This window comes from Streptomyces sp. NPDC048643 (assembly GCF_040650615.1).
Classification (GTDB): Bacteria; Actinomycetota; Actinomycetes; order Streptomycetales; family Streptomycetaceae; genus Streptomyces.
This window is the reverse complement of sequence record NZ_JBEZHO010000016.1, coordinates 122,015-146,207: the sequence shown is the minus strand read 5'-3', so window position 1 is coordinate 146,207 and position 24,193 is coordinate 122,015. Positions and strand designations below refer to the sequence as shown.

The following is a 24,193-nucleotide window of genomic DNA, read 5'->3' as shown; positions in this document are numbered from 1 at the left end:
AAGGTGGTCGGATGCGGTCCGCCGCCTCCGCATGCGACGGCAGGAAAGCCGCCATAACGTCCCCCTTGTGATTCCGCCGAGAAACAGGACGCAGAGACGCCTCACCGCGGGCGCGAGCCCGCGGGCCGGTCTGGCCATCGCCGCTGCGATCCTGGCGGCCGGTGGCTTGGGAGTGGCCGGGGCGCCGCAGGCGTGGGCGGACGACCCCGTCACTCTTTCGCAGCAGGGGCAGATCACGGACCGGGTGGACGCGCTGGGCGACCGGGGGGGCTCGGTCACGGCCGCCCTCGACAAGCTCTACGCCGAGCACAGGATCCAGCTCTTCGTGGCGTACGTGCGCGACTTCTCCGGGCGCTCCGCCCAGAGCTGGGCCGACGCGACCGCGCAGAGGAACGGCCTCGGCCAGAACGACGTCCTGCTGGCCGTGGCGACCGGAGCCCGGCAGTACGCCTATTCGGCCGACACCCGGTCCGGTTTCACCGAGCAGCAGCTCGCGACCGTCGCGCAGACCGCCATCGAGCCCGCCCTGAAGCAGAACGACTGGGCGGGCGCCGCCATCGGCGCGGCCAACGGGTATTCCGCCGTACTCGGCGGCCGCCCCGTCCCGGTGCCCACGATCACCCCCGGCCCGGCGGACCCGGGCGGCGCGGCGGACGGCGGGAACGGGGCGGGTGACTTCGTCCTCCCGGTGGTCGCGGTCGGCGCGGCCGGAGCGCTGGGCGCGTACGCCTACTCCCGACGCAAACGCGGCAGCGCTGCCGGGCGTGGCACGACCACCGGCCAGGGCTGGGGCGGGACGACCCCGGTTCCGCTGCCGGAGCTCGACTCCCAGGCGAAACGACTGCTCGTGGAGACCGATGACGCGGTCCGCACCAGCACGGAGGAACTGGGCTTCGCGTCCGCGCAGTTCGGCGACGAGGCGGTCGGCCCCTTCACCGAGGCCGTGGAGTACGCCAAGGGCGAGCTGACGCATGCCTTCCGGCTGCGCCAGCAGTTGGACGACGCCTACCCGGAGGACGACGCCACCCGGCGCCGGATGCTGGACGAGATCGTCGCCCGGTGCACGGAGGCGAGCCGTCGACTGGACGCCGAGTCGGTGGCCTTCGACCGGCTGCGGGACCTGGAGAAGAACGCGCCGCAGGCCCTGGCCACCGTGGAGGAGCAGTTCCGGGCACTGTCCGGTCGCACCGCCGCGGCGGAGGCGACGCTGACCGCCTTGGCGGTGCAGTACGCGGACTCCGCGTCGGCGCCGGTGGCCTCCAACGCACAGCAGGCGGAGGACCGGCTGCTGTTCGCGGCGACCAGCCTCGACGCGGCGCGCGCCGCGGTCGGCGGCGGCGACAACGGGAAGGCCGCCGTGCACGTCCGGGCCGCCGAGAGTGCCGTCGGCCAGGCCGCGACCCTGGTCGACGCGGTGGAGCGGCGGGCCCAGGAGCTGGCGGAGGCGGCCGGGAAGCTGCCGGGCGCCCTCAACGAGGCCGAGACGGACCTCGCGGACGCCCGTGGGCTGCTCACCGGCACCACGGAGGGCACATCGACTGCGGATCTGCGCGGGCGTATCGGCCGGGCGGAGGCCGTCCTGGCCGACGTGCGCCGGGAGCAGGGGGAGGGCCGGTACGACCCGATCGACGGCCTGCGTCGGGTCGAGGAGGCCGACGCCGCGCTCGACGAGGCGATGGCCGGGGCGCGCGAGCGGGAGTCGGGCCGCCAGCGCGCGGTGGCCCTGCTCGACCAGGCGATGCTCTCGGCCCGCAGCGCGATCGGCGCGGCCACGGACTACGTCACCACAAGCCGGGGCGCGGTCGGCAGCCAGGCCCGCACCCGACTGGCCGAAGCGGGCCGACACCTGGAGCGTGCGATGTCCCTGACCTCGACGGACCCTTCGGGCGCGCTGGCGGAGGCCCAACAGGCGGACTCCCTCGCGCGGCAGGCGCAGCAGTTGGCCGAGCAGGACGTTCGGGGCTACCAGAATCCGTACGGCGGCCGGCGCTCCGGCGGCGGCCAGGGCGGCGCGGTACTCGGCGGGATCATCCTCGGCGAGATCCTGCGGGGTGGCGGTGGATTCGGTGGCCGGGGCGGGGGTTTCGGCGGCGGATTCGGGGGTGGTGGCGCCGGCCCGGGCTCCTTCGGTGGCGGCGGAACCCGAGGCCGCATGGGCGGCGGGGGCCGCTTCTGACCGGCGCGCAGACTCCGGCCGGGACGCCTGGCCACCGGCACCCGGACATTCCCCCTCAGACACACCCGACCCCTCAGGCTCACCGGGAGAGAACCACCATGAGCAAGCAGACCATCGTCGGCCGCGTCACCCAGCTGGCCAAGGCCAACATCAACGCGCTGCTGGACCAGGCCGAGGACCCGCAGAAGATGCTGGACCAACTGATCCGCGACTACACGAACAACATCTCCGAGGCGGAGCAGGCGGTCGCCGCCACGATCGGGAACCTGCGGATGCTGGAGGCGGACCACAAGGAGGACGTGGAGGCGGCCGCCGAGTGGGGCGGAAAGGCTCTCGCGGCGAGCCGGAAGGCCGACGAGCTGCGCACGTCGGGGACGCCGGGGGATGCCGGCAGCGCCGACAAGTTCGACAACCTGGCGAAGGTCGCTCTGGGCCGCCAGTTGCAGTCCGAGAAGGAGGCGACGACGGCGGAGCCGACGATCGCCGCCCAGACGGAGGTCGTCGACAAGCTCAAGTCGGGCCTGGACGCGATGAAGGGCAAGTTGACGGAGCTCCAGGCCAAGCGGGACGAGCTGGTGGCCCGGGCCAAGACCGCGCAGGCCCAGAACACGATGATGGACGCGGTGAAGAACATCGACGTGATGGACCCGACGAGCGACCTGAACCGCTTCGAGGAGAAGGTCCGGCGCGAGGAGGCCATGGCCCTGGGCAAGCAGGAACTGGCGGCGTCCTCCCTCGACGCGCAGTTCGAGTCCCTGGAGGACCTCGGCAAGACCGCGGAGATCGAGGCCCGGCTGGCCGCGCTCAAGCAGGGCCACGCCGCCTGAGCGACCCCCGCACGGGGCCGGACCGCGGTCACGTAGGAGGCGAACATCCGCCATCACGCGCCACTCGTACGGCCGCTCGGGGATTTGGCGGCCCGGGGGACGGTGTGGCTAGCGGCCCTTCCGCACAAGGTGCGTGATGTGCTCGCCCTCGCTGATCGTGAGCGGGCCCGCCCCCTCCGCGGGGTCGCCCACCCCCAGGGCGACCGCCAGCGTACGGCCGTGCAGGTCGAGGGTGGCCTCGGTCAGGGTGGTGAAATCGGCGACGGCGGCGCGGGCGCGGGCCCACCCGGTCAGACCGATGCCCGCCGCCACCAGCACGGCCGGCCACCACACCACGGTGAGCAGGAGGTAGGGCAGGGCCCAGGTTCCAGTGGCGACTGCCGCGGCGAACGCCGCGTGCGCGTCGGTGAGTTCGCTACGTGCGGGATCGGGAAGGGTCAGCCAGAGCCGTGACCAGCCATAGGTCAGGTCGAGTCCGTAGCGGTGGTACGCGATGGACTCCACGGCGTGGATCCGGTCGCCCATCCAGGTCGGCCTGCCCGGTTCAGCCATGGCCAGCCGAGTGACTCGTTCGGCGACGGTGTCGATCCGGTCCTGCTGTTCGCGGCTGCGTGTGCTCGGGCCGGCGGCTTCGAGCGCCCTGCGCTCCTCCACGAGTTGGTGCCAGCGGGCACGGCGACGCACCGTCCGTGCCGCGGCGACGGCGACGAACGGCCGGGGCCACTGCCCCAGCCAGACGCGCCGGGTGACTCCGGCCAGCGACTGCACGACGAAACCCACACCGGCGGCGGCCGCCAGTACGGCAACGACGAGGAGTGCCTGGGCGCCGCTCGGGAGGTCCGCGACCGTGGTGGCGGTGCGCTCGGCGCGCCGGGTCAACAGCGCGACGTCCCACCCGTCGGCGTGGCCGAGACTGACGGACACCCACACCGCGCCGAGGAAGAAGGCACCGGGCAGTACGAGCAGGCTGATCCACCGGTCGGCGAGCGTCTTGGCCAACTGCTGGAAGAAACCGCCCACCTGGACTACCCCCGTTCCAGGGGCCGACCCATGACAGCGCACCGTGGGATCGCGCCCGCCGGGGGCGGGACCGCCGTCCGGTCGCAGGCGCCGTCCGGGCAACGGAAGGTCTCCTGACGGGCGATGCCCGGCCCGGCTCCCGGCATCCCCGTCGCGAGCGTGCGCAGGGTTGCCTCACGGTCGGTGTGCAGCAACTGGCCCAGCAGGGTGAGCAACGGGCGCCGGGCCCGCGCCTCGGCCACGATGCGTTCCAGCAACTCCCGGCGTTCCGCGGAGTGGAGCCCGGTCTCGCCGATCAGTGCGTCGAACTCCTGGCACAGTGTGGTCAGGGCCGTTCGTTCGGCATCCACCGGGGCTCCTCCTTCCGTCAGTTGGCCGATAGTCTCACGGGTCATGTGCTCCGACCACCGGCCCGATCCCGAGCTGCTGAACCAGCAGGCGGTCGACCTGCTCAACCAGGCCACCCGGACCGGTGACACCGCCCTGCTGGGCACCTGCGTCTCGTTGTTCGAGGGCATCCTCGCCCTGACACCGCGCGATCATCCACACCGCGCCACCCGCCTGTACAACCTCGCCGAATCGCATCGGGCGCGCTACGCGCTGACAGGACGGGAAGACGAAGCCGCCCGGTCGATCGGCATCGGGCAGCAGGCCGTGGCCGCTCTCCGCGACGGCGACCCGAACTCGGCGCTGATCCTGGGCAACCTCAGCGCCACCCATCTCACGCGCTTCCAGCAGATCGGGCATACGAGCGACCTGGACGGGGTCATCGAATTCGGGGAACGAGCCGTTGCCGCGAACGGTCCCGATCTCACCATCGCCTTCCACCTGTCCACTCTCGCCACGGGCTACCTGCTGCGGTTCGAGGGGACCGGGCACATCGCGGACCTGGACCGTGCCATCGGCGCCGGCGAGCGGGCAATGGCCCTCACCCCCGCCGACTCCCCGCACCGGCCGACGACCCTGACCAACCTCGGCACCGCCTACTGGGCACGGTTCGGACGGGCGGGAGATCCGGCGGACCTGGACCGCGCCATCAGGTTCGGAGAGCAGACCGCGGCCGACGCCGGCAACCCGCACCGCGTGACCGCCCTGTCCAACCTCGCCGTCGCCTACAACGACCGCTTCGAGCGGACGGGGAGCCTGGCCGACCTGGACCGTGCCATCGGCCACCACGAGGACGCGGTGGCCGCCGCACCGGACAACGCTCCCGACGGCGCCACCTACGTGTCCAACCTCGCCATGGCCTACCACGCGCGGTTCGAACGGCTGGGAGCGACGGCCGACTTGGACCGGGCCATCGGCCACCTCGGCCGTGCCGTCGCCGTGGCACCCCGGGGTCACCGCCAGTTCGCGACCTTCCTGTCCAACCTCGGCATCGCGTACCGGGCACGGTTCGACCGGCTGGGGGCCGTGGGCGATCTGGACCGTGCGGTCGCACATCACGAGGAGTCCGTGGCCGCAACGCCCGACGGCCACCCGGATCTCGCCCACCGACTGTCCAACCTGGGCACTGCGTACGACGCGCGGCACGGCCGGAAGGGAGACCCCGCCGACATGCACCGAGCCGTCGAGAGCCTGGAACGCGCGGTCGCCGCCACACCCAGTGATCACCCCTTGCAGGCGATGGTCCGGTCCAACCTGGCCGCGGCCCTGCGGAGACGATTCGAACAGCTGGGATACGTGGGCGATCTGGACCGTGCCATCGCGCACCACGACCAGGCCGTTGCCACCACCCCCGACAACCACCCGAACCGGGCGATGCACCTGTCCAACCTCAGCGTCGCCCGCTGGTCGCGGTTCACCCGCACCGGGGAGATGTCCGACCTGGACGCGGCCATCGACAGCGGGAGACGCTCGGTGGCCGCCACACCGGACGACCACCCGGACCGTGCGATGCGCCTGAGCAACCTCGGCAACGCCCTCAAGCAACGGTTCGAGCACAGCGGCAGCCTTCACGACCTGGGCCGTGCCGTCACTCACCACGAACAGGCCGTGGCCGCCACGCCCGACAACCACCCGAGCCGGGCGACTCACCTGTCCAACCTGGCGACCGCCTACCAGGCGCGGTCCCGCCGAAGCGGCGGCGCCGACTTCGACAACGCCGTCGACCTCGCCCTCCTGGCACTCGCGGCCACCCCCACCGACCATCCCGACCGACTGCTGCGCCTGTACAACCTCGGACGGTCCTATCAGGCACGGTACGAACACTCGGGCGACGCGGCCGACTTGGACCGCGCGCTCGACCTGGCCCGGGAGGCGGCCGACGCGGTCCCCGCCGACCATCCGGACCGGGCACAGCATCTCTTCAACCTCGGCAACACCCATCGGCTGCGGTTCCTGCGAACCGGCGATCCGTCCGACCTCGACCGCGCCGTCGACGCCGCGGAAGGGAGCGTCGCCGCCACCCCCGCCGACCATCCCCGCCGAGCCTCACGCGTCTACTTCCTCGGGATCTGTCACACGAGGAGGTGGGACACCGGCAGCGCCTTGGACAGGTCGTTGATCGCCCGGCTGGCCGGCGACGCGCTCGCGGCCACGACATCGCCCCCGTTCGACCGGCTCCGTGCCTGCTGGGCAGTCGGCCGGCTCGCCTACGTACTGGACGAACCGCACACCGCCCGGCTGCTGTTCGACACCGCGGTGGAACTGCTGCCGTTGGTCGCGGCACGGGAGACCTCGTCGGCGGACCACGAACACCGCCTCGGTGTGAACCGCGGACTGGTCGGCGAGACGATCGCCGTGCACTGTGCCCTCGACGATCCGGGCGGCGCGCTCCAGGCCGCGGAGCTGGGCCGGGCCGTCCTGCTGGCCTCCCGGCTCGCGCTGCGGACGCCCCTCGCCGACCTCGAACCCGAGCACCCGGTTCTGGCCCGCCGTCTGAGCCGCGTGCGTGACGCCCTCAACGCCCCTGATCCCCCGGCCATGGCCACGCCCGACAGCCAGGACCTCGACCTCGTCGACCGGCGCAAAAGGCTGTGGGCCGAGCACGACGCCGTGTTGGCGGAGATCCGCCGACTGCCGGGCCTGGACCGGTTCCTGCTCCCGCCGACGTGGACCGAGCTACGGCCGACCGCCCCAGGCGGTGCGGTCGTGCTGCTCAACGCCGGCCGGCAGCGGAGCGACGCCATCGTCGTCACCGCCGACGGGCCCCCGCTCGCGGTGCCGCTGCCCGAACTGCGGCTGGCCGACGTCGAGGCGCGGGCCGCCGAACTGACGGAAGCGACCCACGACGCCGGCTCGTTCACCGGCGAGCTGCGCCGGCAACGGGTGCTGACGGAGCTGCTCGGCTGGCTGTGGGACACGACGGTCGAGCCGGTCCTCGACGCGCTCGAGAACCGGCTCCGCCCGGACGAGGGAGTGCTGCCCCACGTGTGGTGGATGCCGACCGGGCCGCTCGGACTGCTGCCGCTGCACGCGGCCGGACACCCCGGTGGCCCTGGTGCGCTCGACCGGGTGATCTCGTCGTACACGCCCACCCTGCGCACGCTGGCCCGCGCACACGGGCGCCCGGCCGCGACGTCCCTGCGCCGGCTCACCGTCGCCCTCGACAGGACCCCGGGTCTGCCGGACCTGCCGGCCACCGCCTCCGAGGCGGCAAGCCTGCACGCCGCCCATCCCGACATGCCACTGCTGACCAACAACCAGGCCACCGCCGTCCGTGTGACCGGCGCTCTCCCTCGAGCGAGCTGGGCCCACTTCGCATGCCACGCGGGCACCGACCCCGACACGCCGTCCGAGGGCGGGCTCCACCTCCACGACGGCGTGCTGTCCATCGCGGAGATCGGCCGCCTCGACCTCCACGAGGCCGAACTGGCATACCTGTCCGCGTGCTCCACAGGACATGCCGGCTGGAGACACGCCGACGAGTCCATCCACCTCGCCTCCGCGTTCCAACTGGCCGGGTTCAGGCACGTCGTCGCGAGTCTCTGGCCGCTGGACGACCACGTCGCGGCCGACTCGGCCGACCACTTCTACCGGCTGATGCCGGACACGCCGTCGGCCGAAGCCGCGGCGATGACGCTCCACCGCGTGATCCAGCATCTGCGCGCCGAGCACCCCTCCCGACCACACCTGTGGGCGTCACTGATCCACAGCGGGCCATGACCCGGTGAGGAGACGAGCAGACGTGGATGTCTATGAGGCCGTGGACAGTCGCCGGGCCGTGCGGGCGTTCAGTGATGAGCCGGTGCCCAAGGACGTTCTCGAACGAGTGCTGGCCGCGGCGACGCGGGCTCCGTCGAGTGGGAACCTCCAGCCGTGGCACGTGTTCGTCGTGGCCGGCGAGCCGTTGGTCGAGCTGAAGAGACGCGCGACGGGCAGGGCGCTGGCGGCGGACCCGGGCGATGAGCGGGAGTATCCGATGTACCCGGCCGAACTGACCTCGCCGTACGCGGACCGTTTCAGCGCGGCCGCTGCCCAGCGCTACACGGCGCTGGGGATCGAGCGAGACGATCCCGACAGGCCCATGAGGATCGCCGCGTTGAACGCGGAGGCATTCGGTGCGCAGGTCGTGCTGTTCTGCTACCTGGACCGGACGATGGGGCCCGGGCAGTGGGGGGACGCGGGGATGTACTTGCAGACGGTCATGCTGCTGCTGAGAGCGGAAGGGCTGCACAGCTGCCCCCAGGTGATGTGGACGACGTATCGTGAGACCGTCAGCCAGATCGTCGGAGCCGATGACGGGCTCGTACTCTTCTGCGGGGTCTCGGTGGGATTCGAGGAAGAAGGTGTGCCCCGGTTGCGAACGGGTCGGGCGGAGCTGGCAGAGACGGTGAGCTTCGTCGGACTGTGACCGTTCCGGCGCCCGGGGGCCGTGCTCGCGTGGTCGAAGGGGTGGCTCGGCGGTGCGCTCCACCACCGAACGGCGCGTGCCCGCCTCCTGTCCCACCAGGCCGAGCGACCTTCCCTCGCGGTGCGGCCGCCCGTTCGGGAGGTGCCGAGGGCGATGCCGGAACCCGTCCGTCCCTTCCGACAGGTGGGCCGGAGACCGCCCGGGCGGTCCTGCCGCACCGGGCGGGGGATGATGGGCCTGCAATGACGGAACGCAAGGTCAGGAGCTTCCATGGCGAAGCGGGTGCACCAACCGCGTGAGGACTCGGAGTTCGATTTCATCCTGAGGATGAGCGGCGCCCCGGTCCTCGCCTACTTCATCGGGACCTGGCCCAAGGCAGTCGAACCCTGCCGCGCGATGGACCTCGTCATCGGTGGCATCGCCGACGAGTACACGGGCCGCCTGACGGCTGTCCGCGCCGACATCACGCGCTGCCCGGCCGCGACCGAGCGATACGGGATCACCGGAGCCCCGTCCTACGTCCTGCTGAAGGAGGGTGAGGCGGTGGCGCACAGCACGGGGCCTCTGACCAGCGTCCAGGTACGGGAGTTCCTGGACGACCACCTCTGACGAGCCGCTCCCGAGCGCCCGTGAGACGGCCGGAGGACACCCGCGCGGACGAAGACATCGGACGCCAGATCGGCCGCCTGCCTCGGCCTGACGCACCGGTGAGCAACGCACCGCCGTTGCCTCGTCATCGGGAGCGGATGAAGCTCACCGGAAGGTGCCGACGGATCCGGTGCCGTACACCGGGCTGAGAACTAGAGGCACCGTCGCGCCTCATCACTTCGACCCCGCGGCCACGAGCGTCGCGGTGATGGGTTCGAGTACGGCGACCAGCTCGTCGAGCTCGGCGCGAGACAGGGTCTCGAACGGCGGGGCGGCGAGCTCGTCGGTCAGGGCTTCGATGCGTTGTTTGGTCTCACGGCCGGCGTCGGTGAACCGGCCGTCGGCGTCGACGAGCCCGCGCTCACGCAAGCCGTCCATGACCGCGGCCAGCCGCTTCTTCGGCAGGTGGTGGATACGTCCGAACGACTCCGGCGGGTGAATGCCGCTCGCCAGCGCGCTGAGCACGTGGGCCTCCGTACCTCCGATGCGCTCGCCGACGAGAGCGGCGATGTGCCCGTCACCGCGGTGCTCGCGCAGCATGGTCGCGGAGTGCCACAGCCGGGCGACCGGATCGCTCGGCACCGCGAGGGTGCGCATCCCGGCGAACATCACCCGTCCTTCCGTGGGCGCGTTCATCGCGGCCTCGGTGGCCAGATCGGCGGCGCGCACCAGGCCCGGCGAGGCGGCCAGCTCGTCGCCGAGAATCCGTCTGAGCGAGGCCGCGCTCCCCCGTTCACGCGCGGCGACGGACGCCTCGGGCGGGACCGTCTCCCACGCGCTCGGGATGTGCCGCGCGGCCTCCCCGTCGGCGAAGTTGTAGAAGGCCGCGTGCACGACCTGCGCGGGCACCCGCCCCAGCGGCGCGGCGCGGCTGGCGAAGTAGCCGTCCCAGTAGGTGCGATGGCCGAGGGCGGCCAGTTCCTCGTTGCACTCGTCCGCGAAGAAGGTCACCAGGCAGATCGGCTCCAGGAGCTCGAACATACGACGGGCGGTGCCGGTCTCCGGAACGCTCGGTTCGCTGTCTGACATTTCGCATCCTCCATGAGGTCTGTCGCGCCGACCTGGACTGCCGGGCCGGCTCCGGCGAGCCGACCCCGTCATAGCTCGTACGGATCTTTCGTGCCGTCCTGATGATGACCCGAGCTCGCCGAGAAACTCATCGGTCCTCGGGCAGGAGGAGGACATGGGCGTACAGGCCGATCGGGCGGGTTCAGCCCGGCCACGACGAACGCGAGGTACGAGGTGGCGAAGGCCGAGATGTCGGCCGGGGCCCGTCACCAGGAGCGGCCGGAGGAGCTCGGTGTCGTCGCGGTGCCCCGCGGCGGAGTCAACGTGGCATGCCACCCCGAAAGTTGCGCGAACAACGGCCCTACCGCCGTGATCGGATCAGCACCCGGTGAAGCGGCGGAGTCGGCCCATTGACGCGAATTGTTCGGGAGTGCACACCTGTTGCGCGACGGCGCGGTATGGTCGCGCATTCGAACGGCGTCCGTTTTCGTGGGACAGGTGTTCCACGCGGGCCCGTCGAGCGCGACGGCGCGGCCGACCACAGGTCCGGGCCGCGGCACCGTCGTGCATCACTCTGGGGGGTTCATGCGCAGGGCAGTCATGGGAACGTCTCTCGCCGTCGCCGGCGGGCTCGTCGCGGCCGGCGTCGGCCTGTGGACCGGTGCCGATCGGGCGACGGCGACCTCCGCCCAGGTGCGCTTCACCGCCGACGCTCTGCCCACGTGGCAGACCAACGGCATCGTGTGGGCGCTCGCGCACTCCGGGTCGACCGTCTTCGCCGGCGGTACGTTCTCGCAGGTCCGTCCGCCGCAGGGCGGCTCGGGTGCCGTGCAGAACGCGGTCAATTTCGCCGCGTTCAACGCCGCGACGGGCAATCCCACGAACTGCAAGCTGTCGTTCACCATCGGCAGCGGCACCGCGACCGTGCGCGCGCTCACCGTGTCGCCGGACGGCAAAACGCTGTACGCGGGCGGCTCTTTCAGTGCCGTCAACGGCACACCGGCCAGCAGCCTCGCCGCCATCGACATCGCGAGCTGCACGCCGAAAGCCTCGTTCCATCCGCAGATGAACGCCACCGTACGGGCGCTCGCCGTCACCGCGGACACCGTCTACGCGGGCGGCGACTTCACGCAGGCGGACGGCGAGAGCCGCGGCAGGTTCGCCGCGGTCGACGCGTCCACAGGAGCCGTCCTGCCGTTCGCCGTGAACGCCGACGCGCCCGGCCGCGCCATCACGGTCGCGCCCGACGGCGAGCATGTCGTGCTGGGCGGCGACTTCTTCACCGTCAACGGGACAAGCACGCACGCCCTCGCCGTCGTCGACGCGGGCAGCGGCGCTGTCACCACGCCCTACCCGGGGTTCATAGCCGACAACTCCGTGGTGAAGTCGCTCGCGGCCGACCAGGACGGCGTCTACACCGGCAACGAGGGCACCGGCCACCACGCCTTCGACGGGCGGATCGGCCTCGACCCGGCCACGTTCACCCAGCGCTGGCGCGACACCTGCTACGGCGCCACCCAGTCGGTGCTGCCGTACCGCAGCGTCCTCTACAGCGCCTCGCACGCCCACGACTGCTCCGAGGTCGGTGAGTTCCCCGACGGGGCGCGCCATCACTTTCTCGCCCAGTCGACCGGCGGAACCAGCCACTACGGCTGGTTCCCGCAGACCAACGACGGTCTCGGCGAGCAGATCGGTCCCCGCGCGCTCACCGTCGCGAGCTCGGGGAGTACCGACTACCTGTGGTCCGGCGGCGAGTTCACCACCGTCAACGACGCGCCGGCGCAGGGCCTGACCCGCTTCGCCTCGACCGGTGACAAGGGCGCCCCCTCCACTCCGGTCGCCACGGTGGAGAGCGTGAAGCCCGCCGAGATCGCCGTCCACGTCCGCTCCGCCTTCGACGCCGACGACTCCCGTCTGACGTACCGGATCTACCGGGACGGCGGTGCCACCCCGGTCGCCACGCTCACCGGCGACTCCACGTTCTGGTCACGCCCGCAGCTGACCTGGACCGACAAGAGCGTCACCGCGGGGGCGAGCCACAGCTACCGGGTCACCGCCACCGACGCGGCGGGCAACACCAGCGCCCTCTCGGCCTCGGTGTCGGCGAGCGGCGCGGCGAAGGCCGACCCCTACGCCTCGGCGGTCCTCGGCGACGGCGCCCAGCTCTACTGGCGCTACTCGGACGTCTATCCGGGACTGGCCGCGGACACCAGCCCCGCCAACAGCAACGGCGTCCACGTGGGCGGCCCCGCGCTGCGCCAGTCCCCCGGCGCGGTCCCCGGCTCCACCGCGCTCGGTCTCAACGGCAGCAGCCAGTGGGTCTACAGCGACCGCCGCTTCGCGCAGCCTTCCGCGTACAGCATGGAGACCTGGTTCAAGTCCTCCACCACCACCGGTGGCCTGCTCACCGGTTTCGGCGACAACACCGCCAAGGCGAGCGTCGCGTACGACAAGCAGGTGTGGATGAACAACGCCGGCCGGGTCGTGTTCGGAGTGAACTCCGGCGGCTGGAAGACCCTGACCAGCACCGGCGCGCTCAACAACAACGCCTGGCACCACATGGTCGCCACGCAGAGCCCGAACGGCATGGCGCTGTACATCGACGGCAAGCTCCAGGCGAGCAACACCGTCGCGGGCAACCGCGCCTACTCCGGCTACTGGCACGCCGGATACGACAACCTGCGCGGCGTGCCCGGCGCGCCCACGTCCTACTGGTTCAACGGGCAGCTCGACGAGACCGCCGTCTATCCGACCGCACTCACGGCCGCGAAGGCCGCGAGCCACTACAACCTGCGCTGAACGGCGCCAACAGGGCCCGCCCGGTGGTTCACCGGGCGGGCCCAGCCGCGTTCGACGCACGAGGCGGCGGCGCGACAGGTGGCCCCGCAGCTTCCGGGAGGCAGCCCGCAACGGGGCTGTCGGAGGAGTTCCCGTCACGGGGCACAGGTGCCACATCGCGCTGCGCCGGCCGGTCGTGGTCGCCGACTCGCGTCAGGCACGTGGCTCGAGAATCTCCAAGGCGCCGGTTTCGGTGTCGTAGCTGCGCAAGGTGGTGAGCCGGACCGCCAGCGGTGGCGTCGGCAGCAGCTCGGGGACCCGTCGGCCGGCGAAGGCGCCGGCCCGCCGTGTCCGGCCGAGGGTGACATGCGGGCTCCAGCGTCCCGGCTCGTGGAAGGGGTTGAGAGTGGCGGGCGAACTGTCCGAGGCGACCGCCTCCCACACCCGGCGGTGCAGACCGGCGAGTGCGGGGTCGAGGTCCAACGCCCAGGCCAGGACGGAGGTGGGCCGTTCGAAGCGGACCACGCCCGTGAAGCGCACCGGAAGTGGCAGAGCGGCGGCCACCTCGGCGAGTTCCCAGCGAATGGGAGCGGTCAACTCCCCGCAGGCGGCCAACGTGAGGTGCGGGCTGTTGGTCGGTGAGCGGTGGAGCGCCTGACTGGGCAGTCCCGCGTCCGCCAGCCGCCGCCAGGCCTCCCGGACGGACAGGTCCGCCGCCTCATCCAGCAAAAGCTCGACCGTGCGCACCGTCGCAGCCTATCGGCTCTCTGATCCACGACAGCGCCTGGAGCTCGTGCGGGCCGTCGTGCCGCCCGGTCGTCATGGTGGGATCGCATCGATCACATCCCTCAGACGCAGCACCACAGCCCGGAGTTCGTCCAGAGGAGGCGTAGCGAGCGCCAGCCGGAGTGCTCGGGGGCGGTGGCGGCCGGTGGCGAAGGCGTCCGCCGTGGAGACGAGGATGCCGGTCTCCGCGAGAAGAGTCGCGACGTGGTCCGGACGTTGGTGGGGTTCCAGGCCCAACCAGATCATGTACGAGACCGGATGCGCGGTGTAGTGCATTCCGGCGAGTGCGGCGCGGGCGATGTCCTGCCGGGCCGCCGCGTCGTCCCGGCGGTCCTGCTCCCAGCGGGCGACCGTGCCGTCGGCCAACCAGCCGGTGGCGACGGCTGTGATGAGCCCAGGAGCGCCCCAGGCCGCCAGGCGAAGGCTCCGGGTGACGCTCTCCACGTGAGGGCCGGGCAGTACGGCGAATCCGAACCGCAGGCCGGGAGCGGCGTTCTTGGACAGACCCGCGACGTAGCAGGTTCGTTCGGGAGCGAGGGTCTGCAACGGAGGAGGCGCCGACGCGTCGAGAAACGCGTAGGTGCCGTCCTCGACGATCAGGCAGTCGTGGGAGCGTGCGATGGCGACAAGGCGGTCGCGCTGCTCCTGGCCGAGCACCCAGCCGAGCGGATTGTGCAGGGTGGGGATCGCATAGATCGCGCGGACCGGGCGCGCACGGCACAGACGGTCGAGCGCGGCGAGGTCGGGCCCTGTCTCCGTGACGGGGATCGGAGCCAAGTCGAGTCCGTGGGCGGAGGCGAGCAGTTTGATGCCGGGGTAGCTCAGTGCGTCGACCGCGATGACGTCGCCGGGCCTGGTCAGGGAGCGCAGCACGGAGTCGAGGGCCTGCTGGGTGCCACTGGTGATGACGACGTGCGCCGGCGCCGTGTCGATCCCGCGCTCCAGCAGGTAGGTGGCCACGACCGCTCGCTCGTTCAGGCGGCCGCCCGGCGGGTCCTGGCGCAGCAGCGCCTCGACCTCGCCCGAGACGGAGAGCGCACGCAGCGCCTGGCGCAGTCGGTCGGCCTGCCCCTCGCCCAGTGGCTGGTTGAACGACAGGTCGGCGACCCTCGGTACCCGCAGGACGCGCGACGGCTCAAGGCCGTCGTAGCCCGACTGCACCCGAACGAAGGTTCCGCGCCCGGGTTCCCCCACCACCAGTCCCATGGCCGCGAGTTCGGCGTAGACACGGGTGGCGGTGGCCAGCGCGATCCCCCGTTCGCGGGTGAGAGCGCGGTGCGTCGGGAGCCGGGTGCCCGCCGAGAGCGTGCCGGATCTGATCGACGCGGCGAACTCGTCGACGATGGCCTTGTAGGACGATGGCCGCATACGGTACCCGCGTCCGTCTGTATCCAGGACAATTGTTGGATCGCCATAGGTTATGGCTCCTAGCCTCGGTGCGTCCAAGCCCAGAGGGAGCGGAGCACGTGGCATGACCGTCCACATCGACCGGGACGAGCACGTCGTCACCGTCACCATCGACAGAGAACGCAAGCTCAACGCCCTCGACTACCCGACGATCGACACACTGCTCGCGGTTCTCGACCGCATCGAATCCGACGACTCCGTCCGGGCGGTCGTCCTGACCGGCGCCGGGCACAGGGCGTTCAGTGCGGGAGCCGACATTCCCTCTCTGGCGGAGAGCATCGCAGGCGGCACCGAACGCGCCCTCCGTGAGATCGTCCGCCGGGGACAAGGACTGACCCGACGCATTGAGGAATTTCCCAAGCCTGTGATCGTCGCCGTCAACGGTCTTGCGTATGGCGGTGGTTGCGAGATCACGGAGGCCGCTCCTTTGGCGATCGCCGCCGAGCACGCCGCGTTCGCCAAGCCGGAGATCTCCCTCGGCTTCCCGCCACCCTTCGGCGGCTCCCAGCGGCTGCCGCGGCACGTGGGCCGCAAGCGCGGCCTTGAAATGATTCTGACCGGGGACCCGATCACGGCCGCGCGGGCCGCGGAGATCGGCCTCGTCAATGCCGTCGTGCCGACTGACGAACTCCTCGCCGCCGCACGGGACCTGGCCGAACGGATCATCCGGCACGCGCCGACGGCCGTGGCGGCCTGCCTGCGCGCGGTCACCCGCGGCATCAACCTGCCCGTGGACGAAGGACTCGCGATGGAGGCGGCCTGCTTCGCCACGACCGTGCCCACCGAAGGCGTACGGACCGGGCTGCAGCGCTTCGTCGACCGGACAGCCGTCTCCGACCGGTGAACTCCTACTACTCGACGCGTCAGCCGCGTCGTCGCACCCGACAAACCCGGCGACGCCGGCGGTCGTCCCCTGGATACTGGTCGTCCATGGATGAGGTCGAAGTCGTCGTCGCCCATTCCGAGCGGGCGACCCTGCGCGTCGGCGCCGTGTTCCTGAAGGTGGACGCCGATCAGGCGCGCATCGACGTCGAGGCCGAGGCGATGGCCTTGGCGCCGGTCCCGACCCCGGAGGTCCTGTGGCGCAAGCCGCACGTGCTCGCGACGGCTGCGCTCCCGGGGACGACGCTCGGGCGCCTCGGCGGGCCGTCGACCGGGTCGCCGGCGGCGTGGGCGGCGGCGGGCGCCGCCATCCGAAGGCTGCATGACGCGCCGTTGCCCACCTGGCCGGGCCAGGCCGGCCGCGGCGCCGTCGCGCTGGCGGCGGAACTCGACGCCGAGTGCGAGTTACTCGTGACGAACGGCGTCCTGCCCGCCGATCTGGTCAGCCGCAACCGCCAGGTGGCCGATGCCGCGCTCCGGCCGTGGACGCCCGCGTTCACGCACGGCGATCTGCAGATCGCGCACGTCTTCGTCGAGGGCGACGAGGTCACCGGCATCATCGACTGGTCCGAGGCGGGCCGGGGTGACGCCCTGTACGACCTCGCCACCTTCACGCTCGGACACGAGGAGCACCTCGACGACGTCATCGCCGGCTACGGCACCGGCGTCGACCTCGACGTGATCCACGCGTGGTGGTCGTTGCGAAGCCTGCTGGTGGTGCGCTGGCTGGTCGAGCACGGTTTCGACCCGTTCGCGCCGGGCTGTGAGGTCGACGTGCTGAGATCCCGGATGTGAGGCTGCGCGGGCCCGACTACGGTGGGTGCGTTCTCGCCCGGCCGGCGCCGCGCCCAACTCCGCGCGTGCCAAAATGCGGGGTGGCCTGAAAGCGGTGGGCCTTGTCACGCTGGATCTCGTGGTGACTGCCGAGGTCGGCACGACAGAGGATCGTGGGCCGGGGGACTCCCGCGCATCGGAGTCTGACAGGCTGCTGTCCTGCCCTTTCCCTGGGCGAAGGTCTACTCATCGAGGGGTGCCACGTGTCGCTGATCACCAGGGGAAGGGCTGAGGTGCGGGTATGAAGCGCATGAGGACAGCAGCGACGCGGCTTGTGACGTGCGCGGTCGCCTCACTTCTCGCGGGCGGTGTTCTCGCCGGTTGCGGGGACACGCGGTCCCCCCGTGACGACAGATCCGGGCGGGTCCTGAAGAAGAACGACGACTACACCCTCTTCGAGCGAGCCGACGGCATGCGCGTCGAGCTGCGCTACCGTCACGGTCGCGGGCTCACCGAGCGCCACCGCAAGGACGGAGACTGGTCCGCGGAGCGCTTCGTGCACCGCACCAAGACGGCACCCTGCCAAGGGATCACGATGCGCGGGCAGGGCGAACTGGTCGCTGTCATAGCGGACTTCGCCACGTACTGCCGCGACGGCGACCCGCCGATGGAGAACGTCGCGGTGGTCGGTAGCGGTGACGACCTCACCGACTGGGCCGCCAAAGGCACCAAGGGCAGTGATGGTTGGGAGAAGGTCCGCTTCGGGGACGGAAGAGTCGACTTCGAGGAGCGTTGGTCCTCGGGATCGAGCACCCTGACGTGGACGAGCGGCAAGGGGTTCGGCTCACCACACACACAGTACAAACCGATCCGGGCGGACTTCATCGGCACGTGGAAGGCCGAGGACGGCTCACATCAGCTCGTTTTCACCCAGGCCGCGGAAGGTCAACCGCTCCTCACCATCAGCACGCTGAGCGGCGCACCCTGCACGGTCGAGGTTCCCGTCTACCAGGTGGGCAGTACGTCCGTGGAGATGCGTGGCGAGCCCCGCGTCACGCGCGGCGGCAAGGAGCGCTTCTGTCCGCCGAAGCCCTTCGAGACGGAGTACGAACTCGAACGGGACGGCGGTTCACTCACGCTCATCGACTTCACCACCAGTCCGCGCAAGCAACTGATGACATACGAGCGCGCACAATAAGCGGTCACGACGAGATGCACGAACACCCTGCCGGTGGCGCGCCCCCGCTCGCCGACATGAGCTGCCGGCAACTCCCGGAGCCGCCGACTCCCGCGGACGGTTGCCGACGACGATGGCCCGAGAGCCTCGCTCTATTCACTCCCCTGACGGGGTGCGCCTGAGCGCAATCCGGCCATCACCAGGTCCAAGAGCCGGGACGCCCTCGGCTGCCAGTCCGTGTGCGGGTCGATGAGCCAGAGGCCCGCGATCGCGAGCATGAAGTCGTCCGTCGTGACGCCGGGGCGGATCGTGCCCGCCTCCTCGCAGGCGGCCAGCAGCCGGCCGACGGCCTCGGTGAGGGGGCCGTGGGCCAGGTTCTTCAACGTGCCCGCGGCCGTCGCCTCGCGCAACGCGCCCGCGAGGCCCGCCTTGGCCATCGCGTATTGAGCGAGCCGGTCCATCCACTCGCGCAGTGCCACCTCGGGCGGGCCGGTCTCCAGGAGTTGAGCCGCGGCGTCGCAGACCTGCTGCACCTCGTAGCGGTACACCTCCAGGACCAACGCCTCGCGGCTCGGAAAATTTCGATAGAACGTGCCCTGCCCGACGCAGGCCTTCTTTGCGATGAGGCTGAGAGGCGTTTCGGCCGATCGGGTCAGTTCTGCGAGGGCAACCTCGAGAATTCGCTCGCGATTGCGCTGCGCGTCGGAACGCAGCGGCGTGCGCTTCGGCGGGTTGCTCACGCGTCCTCCAACGGTCGTGGCGCGGATACCTCCTTGATGAGCGGACAGTAGTCCACTACGTTCGGGAGATGCTCAGCGGACAGCTGTCCACTTCTACGCTCGTCCCACTCGTCCGACCAGCGCCGCTTCTCCTCGCACCCCAAGACGCGAAAGAAGGCAGTACATGTCCCCAGCCGGGACGACCCCTCACCTCTCCCCCACGTCCAGCACCGTCACCCTGCACATCAACGGTGACAAGCACACCCTGCCCGTCGACCACCGCACCACCCTCCTCGACGCGCTGCGCGAACGTCTCGACCTGACCGGCACCAAGAAGGGCTGCGACCAGGGGCAGTGCGGCGCCTGCACCGTGCTGGTCGACGGCCGCAGGACCGTCTCCTGCCTGCAGTTCGCCGTGGCCGCCGAGGGCCGCGAGATCACCACCGTCGAGGGCGTCGCCCAGGACGGCCGCCTGCACCCCGTGCAGGAGGCGTTCGTCGAACTCGACGGCTACCAGTGCGGTTACTGCACCCCTGGCCAGATCTGTTCGGCGCTCGCCGTTCTGGAGGAGCACGCGGCGGGCTGGCCGTCCGCCGTCACCGACGACGTGCGACCCGAGGCCGGCCCGCCGGCGCTGACGCCGGAGGAGATCCGTGAGCGCATGAGCGGCAACCTCTGCCGGTGCGGCGCGTACGTGTCGATCGTACGGGCCGTCGCCCGGGCCGCCGAGAACACCAAGACCGGAGCCGTCGGGGCCGAGGACGCCAAGGAGGCCCAGGTATGAGGGAGTTCGGATATGAGCGCGCGCGTGACGTTCCCGGCGCCGTCGCGGTGCTCGGCGCGGACCCCGAGGCCCGCTTCCTGGGCGGTGGGACCAATCTCGTCGACCTGATGAAGGCGGGCGTGGAGCGTCCCGCGCATCTGGTCGATGTACGTGAACTGCCGCTGGACCGGGTCGAGTCGACGCCCGACGGCGGTCTGCGCATCGGGGCCACGGTCAGCAACAGCGACCTCGCCGCCCATCCCGAGGTCCGCCGCCGCTACCCGGCGCTCACCCAGGCCGTCCTCGCGGGCGCTTCCGGGCAGTTGCGCAACATGGCGACCGTCGGCGGCAACCTGCTGCAGCGGACCCGCTGCCCGTACTTCACCGACGTGACCAAGCCGTGCAACAAGCGCGCTCCGGGAAGCGGCTGCCCCGCGGCCACGGGTGAGCACCGCAACTCCGCGATTCTCGGCGCGAGTGACCACTGCGTAGCCGTACACCCGTCCGACCTGGCCGTCGCCCTCACCGCTTTCGACGCCGTCGTGCACTACGAAACCGTCGATGGAGCCGGCGAGTTGGCGTTCACCGACTTCTACCTCCCGGTCGGCGACACCCCGCACCTGGAGACCGCGCTGCCCGCCGGGGCGCTGATCACCGGCGTCACCCTGCCGTCCGCGCCGGTCGCCGCCCACTCCCGCTACCGCAAGGTCCGCGAGCGCGCTTCCTACGCGTTCGCCATCGGCTCGGCCGCCGCCGCGCTCGACATCGAGGACGGTGTCGTACGGGATGTGCGGCTCGCCCTCGGAGCGGTCGCGTCCCGGCCGTGGCGGGCCCGCGCCGCCGAGGCCGCGCTGATCGGCCGGCCCGCGTCCGGCGAGACGTTCGCGCTCGCCGCCGACGCCGAACTCGCCGCCGCCGAGCCGCTGCCCCAGGCCACGTACAAGGTGCCCCTGCTGCGCAACCTGATCGTCGCGCTGCTCACCGAACTCAACGAGGAGGCCGCCCGATGACGACCGTCGCAGGAGCGGACGCGGTCGGCGTCGCCCACACCCGGATCGAGGGCCGCGACAAGGTCACCGGCGCCGCACGCTACGCGGCCGAGATCCCGTTCACCGATCTCGCCCACGGTTGGCTGGTGTTGTCGACCGTGACGCGCGGCCGCATCCGTACGATCGACGACGCGGCCGTCCTGGGCATGCCCGGAGTCCTCGCCGTGCTGCACCACGGGAACGCGCCCCGGGTGCGGGACGACGTCGTGGGCGCGCTCGGCCGCCCCGACCCGATCATCGAGGTGTTCCAGCACGACCGGGTGCCGCACGCGGGCTGGCCCGTCGCGCTCGTCGTCGCCGAGACCTCCGAGCAGGCCCGCGAGGCCGCCGACGCGCTTGTGGTCGAGTACGACCGTGAGCCGCACGACATCACCTTCCGCGCTGACCACGACGGCGCCCACCAGGTGGCGGACGACGAGGTCGTCAAGGGCGACCTGGAGGCACAACTCGCCGCCTCCGACGCCGTGGTGGACGCCACCTACACCACGCCCGAACAGCACCACAGCGCCATGGAACCGCATGCGGTGACCGTGTGCTGGGACGGCGGGCGCCTGGAGGTGTTCGACTCCAACCAGGGCTCCAAGTGGATCGCCGACGACCTCGCGCACCTCTTCTCGCTCGACCCGTCCGCCGTCCACGTCCGCTCCGAGCACGTGGGCGGCGCCTTCGGTTCCAAGGGACTGCGCTCGCACCACGTCGCCGCCGTGATGGCCGCGACCGAACTGCACCGGCCCGTCCGGATCTCGCTGACCCGGCGGCAGGTGTTCGCGATCACCGGATACCGCAGCCCCACCACGCAGCGTGTGCGGCTCGGCGCCGACACCCAGGGGCGGCTGCGCGCCTTCGGGCACGACAACCTCAACCTCACCTCCAGGTTGCGCGAGTTCGTCGAGGGCAGCGCGGGGTTCGGGCGCACGATGTACGCGAGCGACGCCCACCACAGCGTCAACCGGGTGCTGCCTCTGGACGTGCCCACACCCACCTGGATGCGCGCCCCCGGCGAGGCACCCGGCTCGTTCGCCGTCGAGTCGGCGCTCGACGAACTCGCCGAGAGGCTCGGCATCGACCCGATCGAGCTGCGGGTGCGCAACGAACCCGCCGTCGGCCCCGTCTCCGGCCTGCCGTTCAGCAGCCGCAACCTCCTCGGCTGCTTCGAGGAGGGCGCTCGCCGGTTCGGCTGGGCAGAACGTGATCCGCGTCCCCGAGCGCGCCGCGAGGGCCGCTGGCTGATCGGCACCGGCGTGGCCGCCGCATCCTTCCAGGCCGGTGCCGCGCCCACCACGGCCTCCGCAACGGCCGAAACCGACGGCACCTTCACCGTGAAGGTCACCGCGGCAGACGTCGGCACCGGCGCCCGCACCGCCCTCACTCTCATCGCCGCCGAGGCTCTGGAGGTCGCGCCGGAGCGGGTCCGGGTGCGGATCGCCGACAGCGACTTCGGGCACGCCTGGGTCGCCGGCGGCTCGATGGGCACCCGCTCCTGGGGCTGGGCGGTCAGCGTCGCAGCCCGCCAACTGCGCGAACGGCTGGCCCTGTTCGGATCCGACCTGCCCAAGGACGGCGTGACCGCCACCGCGGACACCGCCGATCTCATCGCGGCCCTCGCGCAGAAGGAACGGCACGCGTTCGGCGCGCAGTTCGCCGAGGCGGCCGTCGACGTCGCCACGGGCGAGGTACGGGTCCGGCGCATGCTGGGCATCTTCGCGGCCGGCCGGATCATCAACCCCCTCACCGCACGCAGCCAGTTGGTGGGCGGCATGACGTGGGGCCTGTCCATGGCGCTGCACGAGGAGGCCGTGCGGGACGACGCGTTCGGCGAGCACATCGGCGCCGACTTCGCCGGCTACCACTTCGCGGCCAACGCCGACATCGCCGAGATCGAGGCCGACTGGATCGACGATCCCGACCCCGACGACCCCGTCGGTATCAAGGGCATCGGCGAGATCGGCATCGTCGGCGCCGCCGCCGCGATCGCGAGCGCGGTGTGGCACGCCACCGGGGTCCGCCACCGCGAGTTGCCGATCCGCCCCGACCGCGTCCTGCTCGCCGAAGCGGCCCGCGCCGATGCTTGACCTCGCCTCGGAGCTGGCTCCCTGGGTCGCGCAGGGGCGGGAGTTCGCCGTCGCCACCGTCGTCTCGGTGAGCGGCAGCGCACCCCGCCCGGTCGGCGCGGCCCTCGCCGTCGACACCACGGGCGAGGTCATCGGCTCGGTCTCCGGTGGCTGCGTCGAGGGCGCCGTGTACGAACTGTGCGTGAGCGCCCTCGCGGACGGGCTTCCGGTCCGGGAACGGTTCGGGTACAGCGACGACGACGCGTTCGCCGTGGGACTGACCTGCGGCGGCGCGGTCGAGGTACAGGTCATGCCGCTCCGGGTCGGCACTCCTGCCCGTACGACGCTGGAGGCGGCGCTCGACCTGGCGGTGCGTGGCGAGGCGGTGGCCCTGGCGCGTGTGCTCGACGCGGGCCGCGGACTGCTCCTCGTCCGGCCCGACGGCACGTACGAGGGCGACCTCGGCACGGCTGACGACGCCGGGCTCGCCGCGCAGGCCCACGCGCTGCTGGACATCGGTCGGACCGAGGTCTGCGCGGTGCCGGAGAGCGCGTCGGGGTGCGGCACCGACATCACCCTGTTCGTGGAGTCGAGCGTGCCGCCGGCGCGGATGATCGTGTTCGGCGCGGTCGACTTCGCGGGAGCCCTCGTACGGGTCGGCAAACTGCTCGGCTACCACGTGACGTTGTGCGACGCACGGAGCGTCTTCGCGACCCGGGCGCGGTTCCCGGAGGCGGACGAGGTCGTCGTCGAATGGCCCGACCGCTACCTCCGCGCCACCCACACGGACCCCCGCACGGTCCTGTGCGTCCTGACCCACGACGCCAAGTTCGACGTACCCCTTCTGGAGGTCGCCCTGCGCCGACCGGCGGCGTACGTCGGGGCGATGGGGTCCCGACGCACGCACGACGACCGCGTTCGCCTCCTGCGGGAGGCGGGCGTGAGCACGGCCGAGCTGGAACGGCTGCGCTCCCCCATCGGCCTGGACCTCGGCGGACGCACACCGGAGGAGACGGCCGTGTCGATCGGCGCGGAGATCGTGGCGGTACGGCGCTCGGGAAGCGGGGCGCCGCTGCGGGAAACGGACGGGGCGATCCACCGCCCACCGCCAACTCCCCCATCTTGAAAGGCACTCTTGCCCGACGGGAGCGCTTGGACATGCGGCCCTTGCCATAGATGATGCACGCGGACGTGATGCAGTCCTGTCGCTCCTCAACTCGGCATTGACAGTGTGCGGTTGGACGTCTGATCAATCGGGGGCGCGACGGCGGGGCATTTGTACGGTGGGACCTGCAACAGCGGATTCTCCCGCTCGGTCCGAGGGGCCGTCCTT

At 71.6% G+C, this 24,193-nt stretch carries 19 protein-coding genes; 13 read left to right on the top strand and 6 right to left on the bottom strand.

Translation table 11 applies throughout. From position 1 onward, the window contains the following. Nucleotides 1–136 precede the first annotated feature (136 nt). Complete coding sequence (locus AB0C62_RS18615) at nucleotides 137–2,176, top strand: TPM domain-containing protein (protein WP_362974454.1); 2,040 nt, start codon at nucleotides 137–139, stop codon at nucleotides 2,174–2,176. Between the two features lie 98 nt (nucleotides 2,177–2,274). Further along, the gene (locus tag AB0C62_RS18610) at nucleotides 2,275–3,003 is read left to right on the top strand and encodes a PspA/IM30 family protein (RefSeq protein WP_362974408.1); all 729 of its coding nucleotides are present in this window, start codon (nucleotides 2,275–2,277) and stop codon (nucleotides 3,001–3,003) included. 108 nt (nucleotides 3,004–3,111) lie between these two features. Here the strand turns inward: AB0C62_RS18610 and AB0C62_RS18605 are convergent, their stop codons facing one another. Next, nucleotides 3,112–4,023 (bottom strand): hypothetical protein, encoded by a 912-nt coding sequence (locus AB0C62_RS18605; RefSeq protein WP_362974406.1) that lies wholly within the window; start codon nucleotides 4,021–4,023, stop codon nucleotides 3,112–3,114. A 5-nt stretch (nucleotides 4,024–4,028) separates the two neighbouring features. Further along, the gene (locus AB0C62_RS18600; RefSeq protein ID WP_362974404.1) at nucleotides 4,029–4,373 is read right to left on the bottom strand and encodes a hypothetical protein; all 345 of its coding nucleotides are present in this window, start codon (nucleotides 4,371–4,373) and stop codon (nucleotides 4,029–4,031) included. A 43-nt stretch (nucleotides 4,374–4,416) separates the two neighbouring features. Between AB0C62_RS18600 and AB0C62_RS18595 the strand changes: the two genes are divergently transcribed. From AB0C62_RS18595 to AB0C62_RS18585, 3 genes are all read left to right on the top strand, one after another. Beyond that, nucleotides 4,417–8,130: a CHAT domain-containing protein gene (locus AB0C62_RS18595; RefSeq protein WP_362974402.1), complete on the top strand. Its 3,714-nt coding sequence runs from the start codon at nucleotides 4,417–4,419 to the stop codon at nucleotides 8,128–8,130. A 22-nt stretch (nucleotides 8,131–8,152) separates the two neighbouring features. Beyond that, nucleotides 8,153–8,818 (top strand): nitroreductase family protein, encoded by a 666-nt coding sequence (locus tag AB0C62_RS18590; RefSeq protein WP_362974400.1) that lies wholly within the window; start codon nucleotides 8,153–8,155, stop codon nucleotides 8,816–8,818. Nucleotides 8,819–9,088: 270 nt separating this feature from the next. Then, nucleotides 9,089–9,427, top strand: a complete 339-nt coding sequence (locus AB0C62_RS18585; protein ID WP_362974398.1) for a thioredoxin domain-containing protein — start codon at nucleotides 9,089–9,091, stop codon at nucleotides 9,425–9,427. Nucleotides 9,428–9,640: 213 nt separating this feature from the next. Here the strand turns inward: AB0C62_RS18585 and AB0C62_RS18580 are convergent, their stop codons facing one another. Continuing rightward, nucleotides 9,641–10,495 (bottom strand): MarR family transcriptional regulator, encoded by an 855-nt coding sequence (locus AB0C62_RS18580; RefSeq protein ID WP_362974396.1) that lies wholly within the window; start codon nucleotides 10,493–10,495, stop codon nucleotides 9,641–9,643. Nucleotides 10,496–11,059: 564 nt separating this feature from the next. On the opposite strand from AB0C62_RS18580, the gene AB0C62_RS18575 reads away from it, so the two are divergent. Continuing rightward, nucleotides 11,060–13,273 carry a LamG domain-containing protein gene (locus tag AB0C62_RS18575; protein ID WP_362974394.1) on the top strand — a complete coding sequence of 738 codons (2,214 nt, stop codon included), beginning with the start codon at nucleotides 11,060–11,062 and terminating at the stop codon, nucleotides 13,271–13,273. A 192-nt stretch (nucleotides 13,274–13,465) separates the two neighbouring features. Here the strand turns inward: AB0C62_RS18575 and AB0C62_RS18570 are convergent, their stop codons facing one another. After that, a complete protein-coding gene (locus AB0C62_RS18570) occupies nucleotides 13,466–13,999 on the bottom strand; it encodes a 2'-5' RNA ligase family protein (RefSeq protein ID WP_362974392.1) in 534 nt (177 codons plus the stop codon). Nucleotides 14,000–14,071: 72 nt separating this feature from the next. Next, nucleotides 14,072–15,406: a PLP-dependent aminotransferase family protein gene (locus AB0C62_RS18565; RefSeq protein WP_362974390.1), complete on the bottom strand. Its 1,335-nt coding sequence runs from the start codon at nucleotides 15,404–15,406 to the stop codon at nucleotides 14,072–14,074. 103 nt (nucleotides 15,407–15,509) lie between these two features. Here AB0C62_RS18565 and AB0C62_RS18560 point away from each other — a divergent pair, with 103 nt between their 5' ends. The 3 genes from AB0C62_RS18560 to AB0C62_RS18550 all read left to right on the top strand — a co-directional run bounded on the left by AB0C62_RS18560 (nucleotide 15,510) and on the right by AB0C62_RS18550 (nucleotide 18,299). Then, the gene (locus tag AB0C62_RS18560; protein WP_362974388.1) at nucleotides 15,510–16,289 is read left to right on the top strand and encodes a crotonase/enoyl-CoA hydratase family protein; all 780 of its coding nucleotides are present in this window, start codon (nucleotides 15,510–15,512) and stop codon (nucleotides 16,287–16,289) included. A gap of 86 nt (nucleotides 16,290–16,375) precedes the next feature. Then, nucleotides 16,376–17,122 carry a phosphotransferase gene (locus tag AB0C62_RS18555; RefSeq protein ID WP_362974386.1) on the top strand — a complete coding sequence of 249 codons (747 nt, stop codon included), beginning with the start codon at nucleotides 16,376–16,378 and terminating at the stop codon, nucleotides 17,120–17,122. A 280-nt stretch (nucleotides 17,123–17,402) separates the two neighbouring features. Further along, nucleotides 17,403–18,299 (top strand): hypothetical protein, encoded by an 897-nt coding sequence (locus AB0C62_RS18550; protein ID WP_362974384.1) that lies wholly within the window; start codon nucleotides 17,403–17,405, stop codon nucleotides 18,297–18,299. Nucleotides 18,300–18,430: 131 nt separating this feature from the next. Here the strand turns inward: AB0C62_RS18550 and AB0C62_RS18545 are convergent, their stop codons facing one another. Beyond that, nucleotides 18,431–19,018 carry a TetR/AcrR family transcriptional regulator gene (locus AB0C62_RS18545; protein WP_362974382.1) on the bottom strand — a complete coding sequence of 196 codons (588 nt, stop codon included), beginning with the start codon at nucleotides 19,016–19,018 and terminating at the stop codon, nucleotides 18,431–18,433. A 163-nt stretch (nucleotides 19,019–19,181) separates the two neighbouring features. On the opposite strand from AB0C62_RS18545, the gene AB0C62_RS18540 reads away from it, so the two are divergent. The 4 genes from AB0C62_RS18540 to AB0C62_RS18525 are packed head-to-tail and all read left to right on the top strand — an operon-like array spanning nucleotide 19,182 to nucleotide 23,986. Then, entirely contained in the window at nucleotides 19,182–19,781 is a 600-nt protein-coding gene (locus AB0C62_RS18540; RefSeq protein WP_362974380.1) for a 2Fe-2S iron-sulfur cluster-binding protein, read from the top strand. After that, nucleotides 19,778–20,770: a xanthine dehydrogenase family protein subunit M gene (locus tag AB0C62_RS18535; protein ID WP_362974378.1), complete on the top strand. Its 993-nt coding sequence runs from the start codon at nucleotides 19,778–19,780 to the stop codon at nucleotides 20,768–20,770. The genes AB0C62_RS18540 and AB0C62_RS18535 overlap by 4 nt, the downstream gene beginning before the upstream one ends. Continuing rightward, nucleotides 20,767–22,881, top strand: coding sequence for a xanthine dehydrogenase family protein molybdopterin-binding subunit (locus AB0C62_RS18530; protein WP_362974376.1), 2,115 nt, complete (start codon nucleotides 20,767–20,769; stop codon nucleotides 22,879–22,881). Before AB0C62_RS18535 ends, AB0C62_RS18530 begins: the two co-directional genes overlap by 4 nt. Further along, entirely contained in the window at nucleotides 22,874–23,986 is a 1,113-nt protein-coding gene (locus tag AB0C62_RS18525; RefSeq protein ID WP_362974374.1) for an XdhC/CoxI family protein, read from the top strand. The genes AB0C62_RS18530 and AB0C62_RS18525 overlap by 8 nt, the downstream gene beginning before the upstream one ends. Nucleotides 23,987–24,193: the final 207 nt, after the last annotated feature.

Coding starts and splice junctions, on each gene's coding strand:
- AB0C62_RS18610 (WP_362974408.1), top strand. CDS start 2,275: ATGAGCAAGCAGACCATCGTCGGCCGCGTCACCCAGCTGGCCAAGGCC.
- AB0C62_RS18595 (WP_362974402.1), top strand. CDS start 4,417: ATGTGCTCCGACCACCGGCCCGATCCCGAGCTGCTGAACCAGCAGGCG.
- AB0C62_RS18585 (WP_362974398.1), top strand. CDS start 9,089: ATGGCGAAGCGGGTGCACCAACCGCGTGAGGACTCGGAGTTCGATTTC.
- AB0C62_RS18580 (WP_362974396.1), bottom strand. CDS start 10,495: ATGTCAGACAGCGAACCGAGCGTTCCGGAGACCGGCACCGCCCGTCGT.
- AB0C62_RS18575 (WP_362974394.1), top strand. CDS start 11,060: ATGCGCAGGGCAGTCATGGGAACGTCTCTCGCCGTCGCCGGCGGGCTC.
- AB0C62_RS18565 (WP_362974390.1), bottom strand. CDS start 15,406: ATGCGGCCATCGTCCTACAAGGCCATCGTCGACGAGTTCGCCGCGTCG.
- AB0C62_RS18560 (WP_362974388.1), top strand. CDS start 15,510: ATGACCGTCCACATCGACCGGGACGAGCACGTCGTCACCGTCACCATC.
- AB0C62_RS18555 (WP_362974386.1), top strand. CDS start 16,376: ATGGATGAGGTCGAAGTCGTCGTCGCCCATTCCGAGCGGGCGACCCTG.
- AB0C62_RS18550 (WP_362974384.1), top strand. CDS start 17,403: ATGAAGCGCATGAGGACAGCAGCGACGCGGCTTGTGACGTGCGCGGTC.
- AB0C62_RS18540 (WP_362974380.1), top strand. CDS start 19,182: ATGTCCCCAGCCGGGACGACCCCTCACCTCTCCCCCACGTCCAGCACC.
- AB0C62_RS18535 (WP_362974378.1), top strand. CDS start 19,778: ATGAGGGAGTTCGGATATGAGCGCGCGCGTGACGTTCCCGGCGCCGTC.
- AB0C62_RS18530 (WP_362974376.1), top strand. CDS start 20,767: ATGACGACCGTCGCAGGAGCGGACGCGGTCGGCGTCGCCCACACCCGG.
- AB0C62_RS18525 (WP_362974374.1), top strand. CDS start 22,874: ATGCTTGACCTCGCCTCGGAGCTGGCTCCCTGGGTCGCGCAGGGGCGG.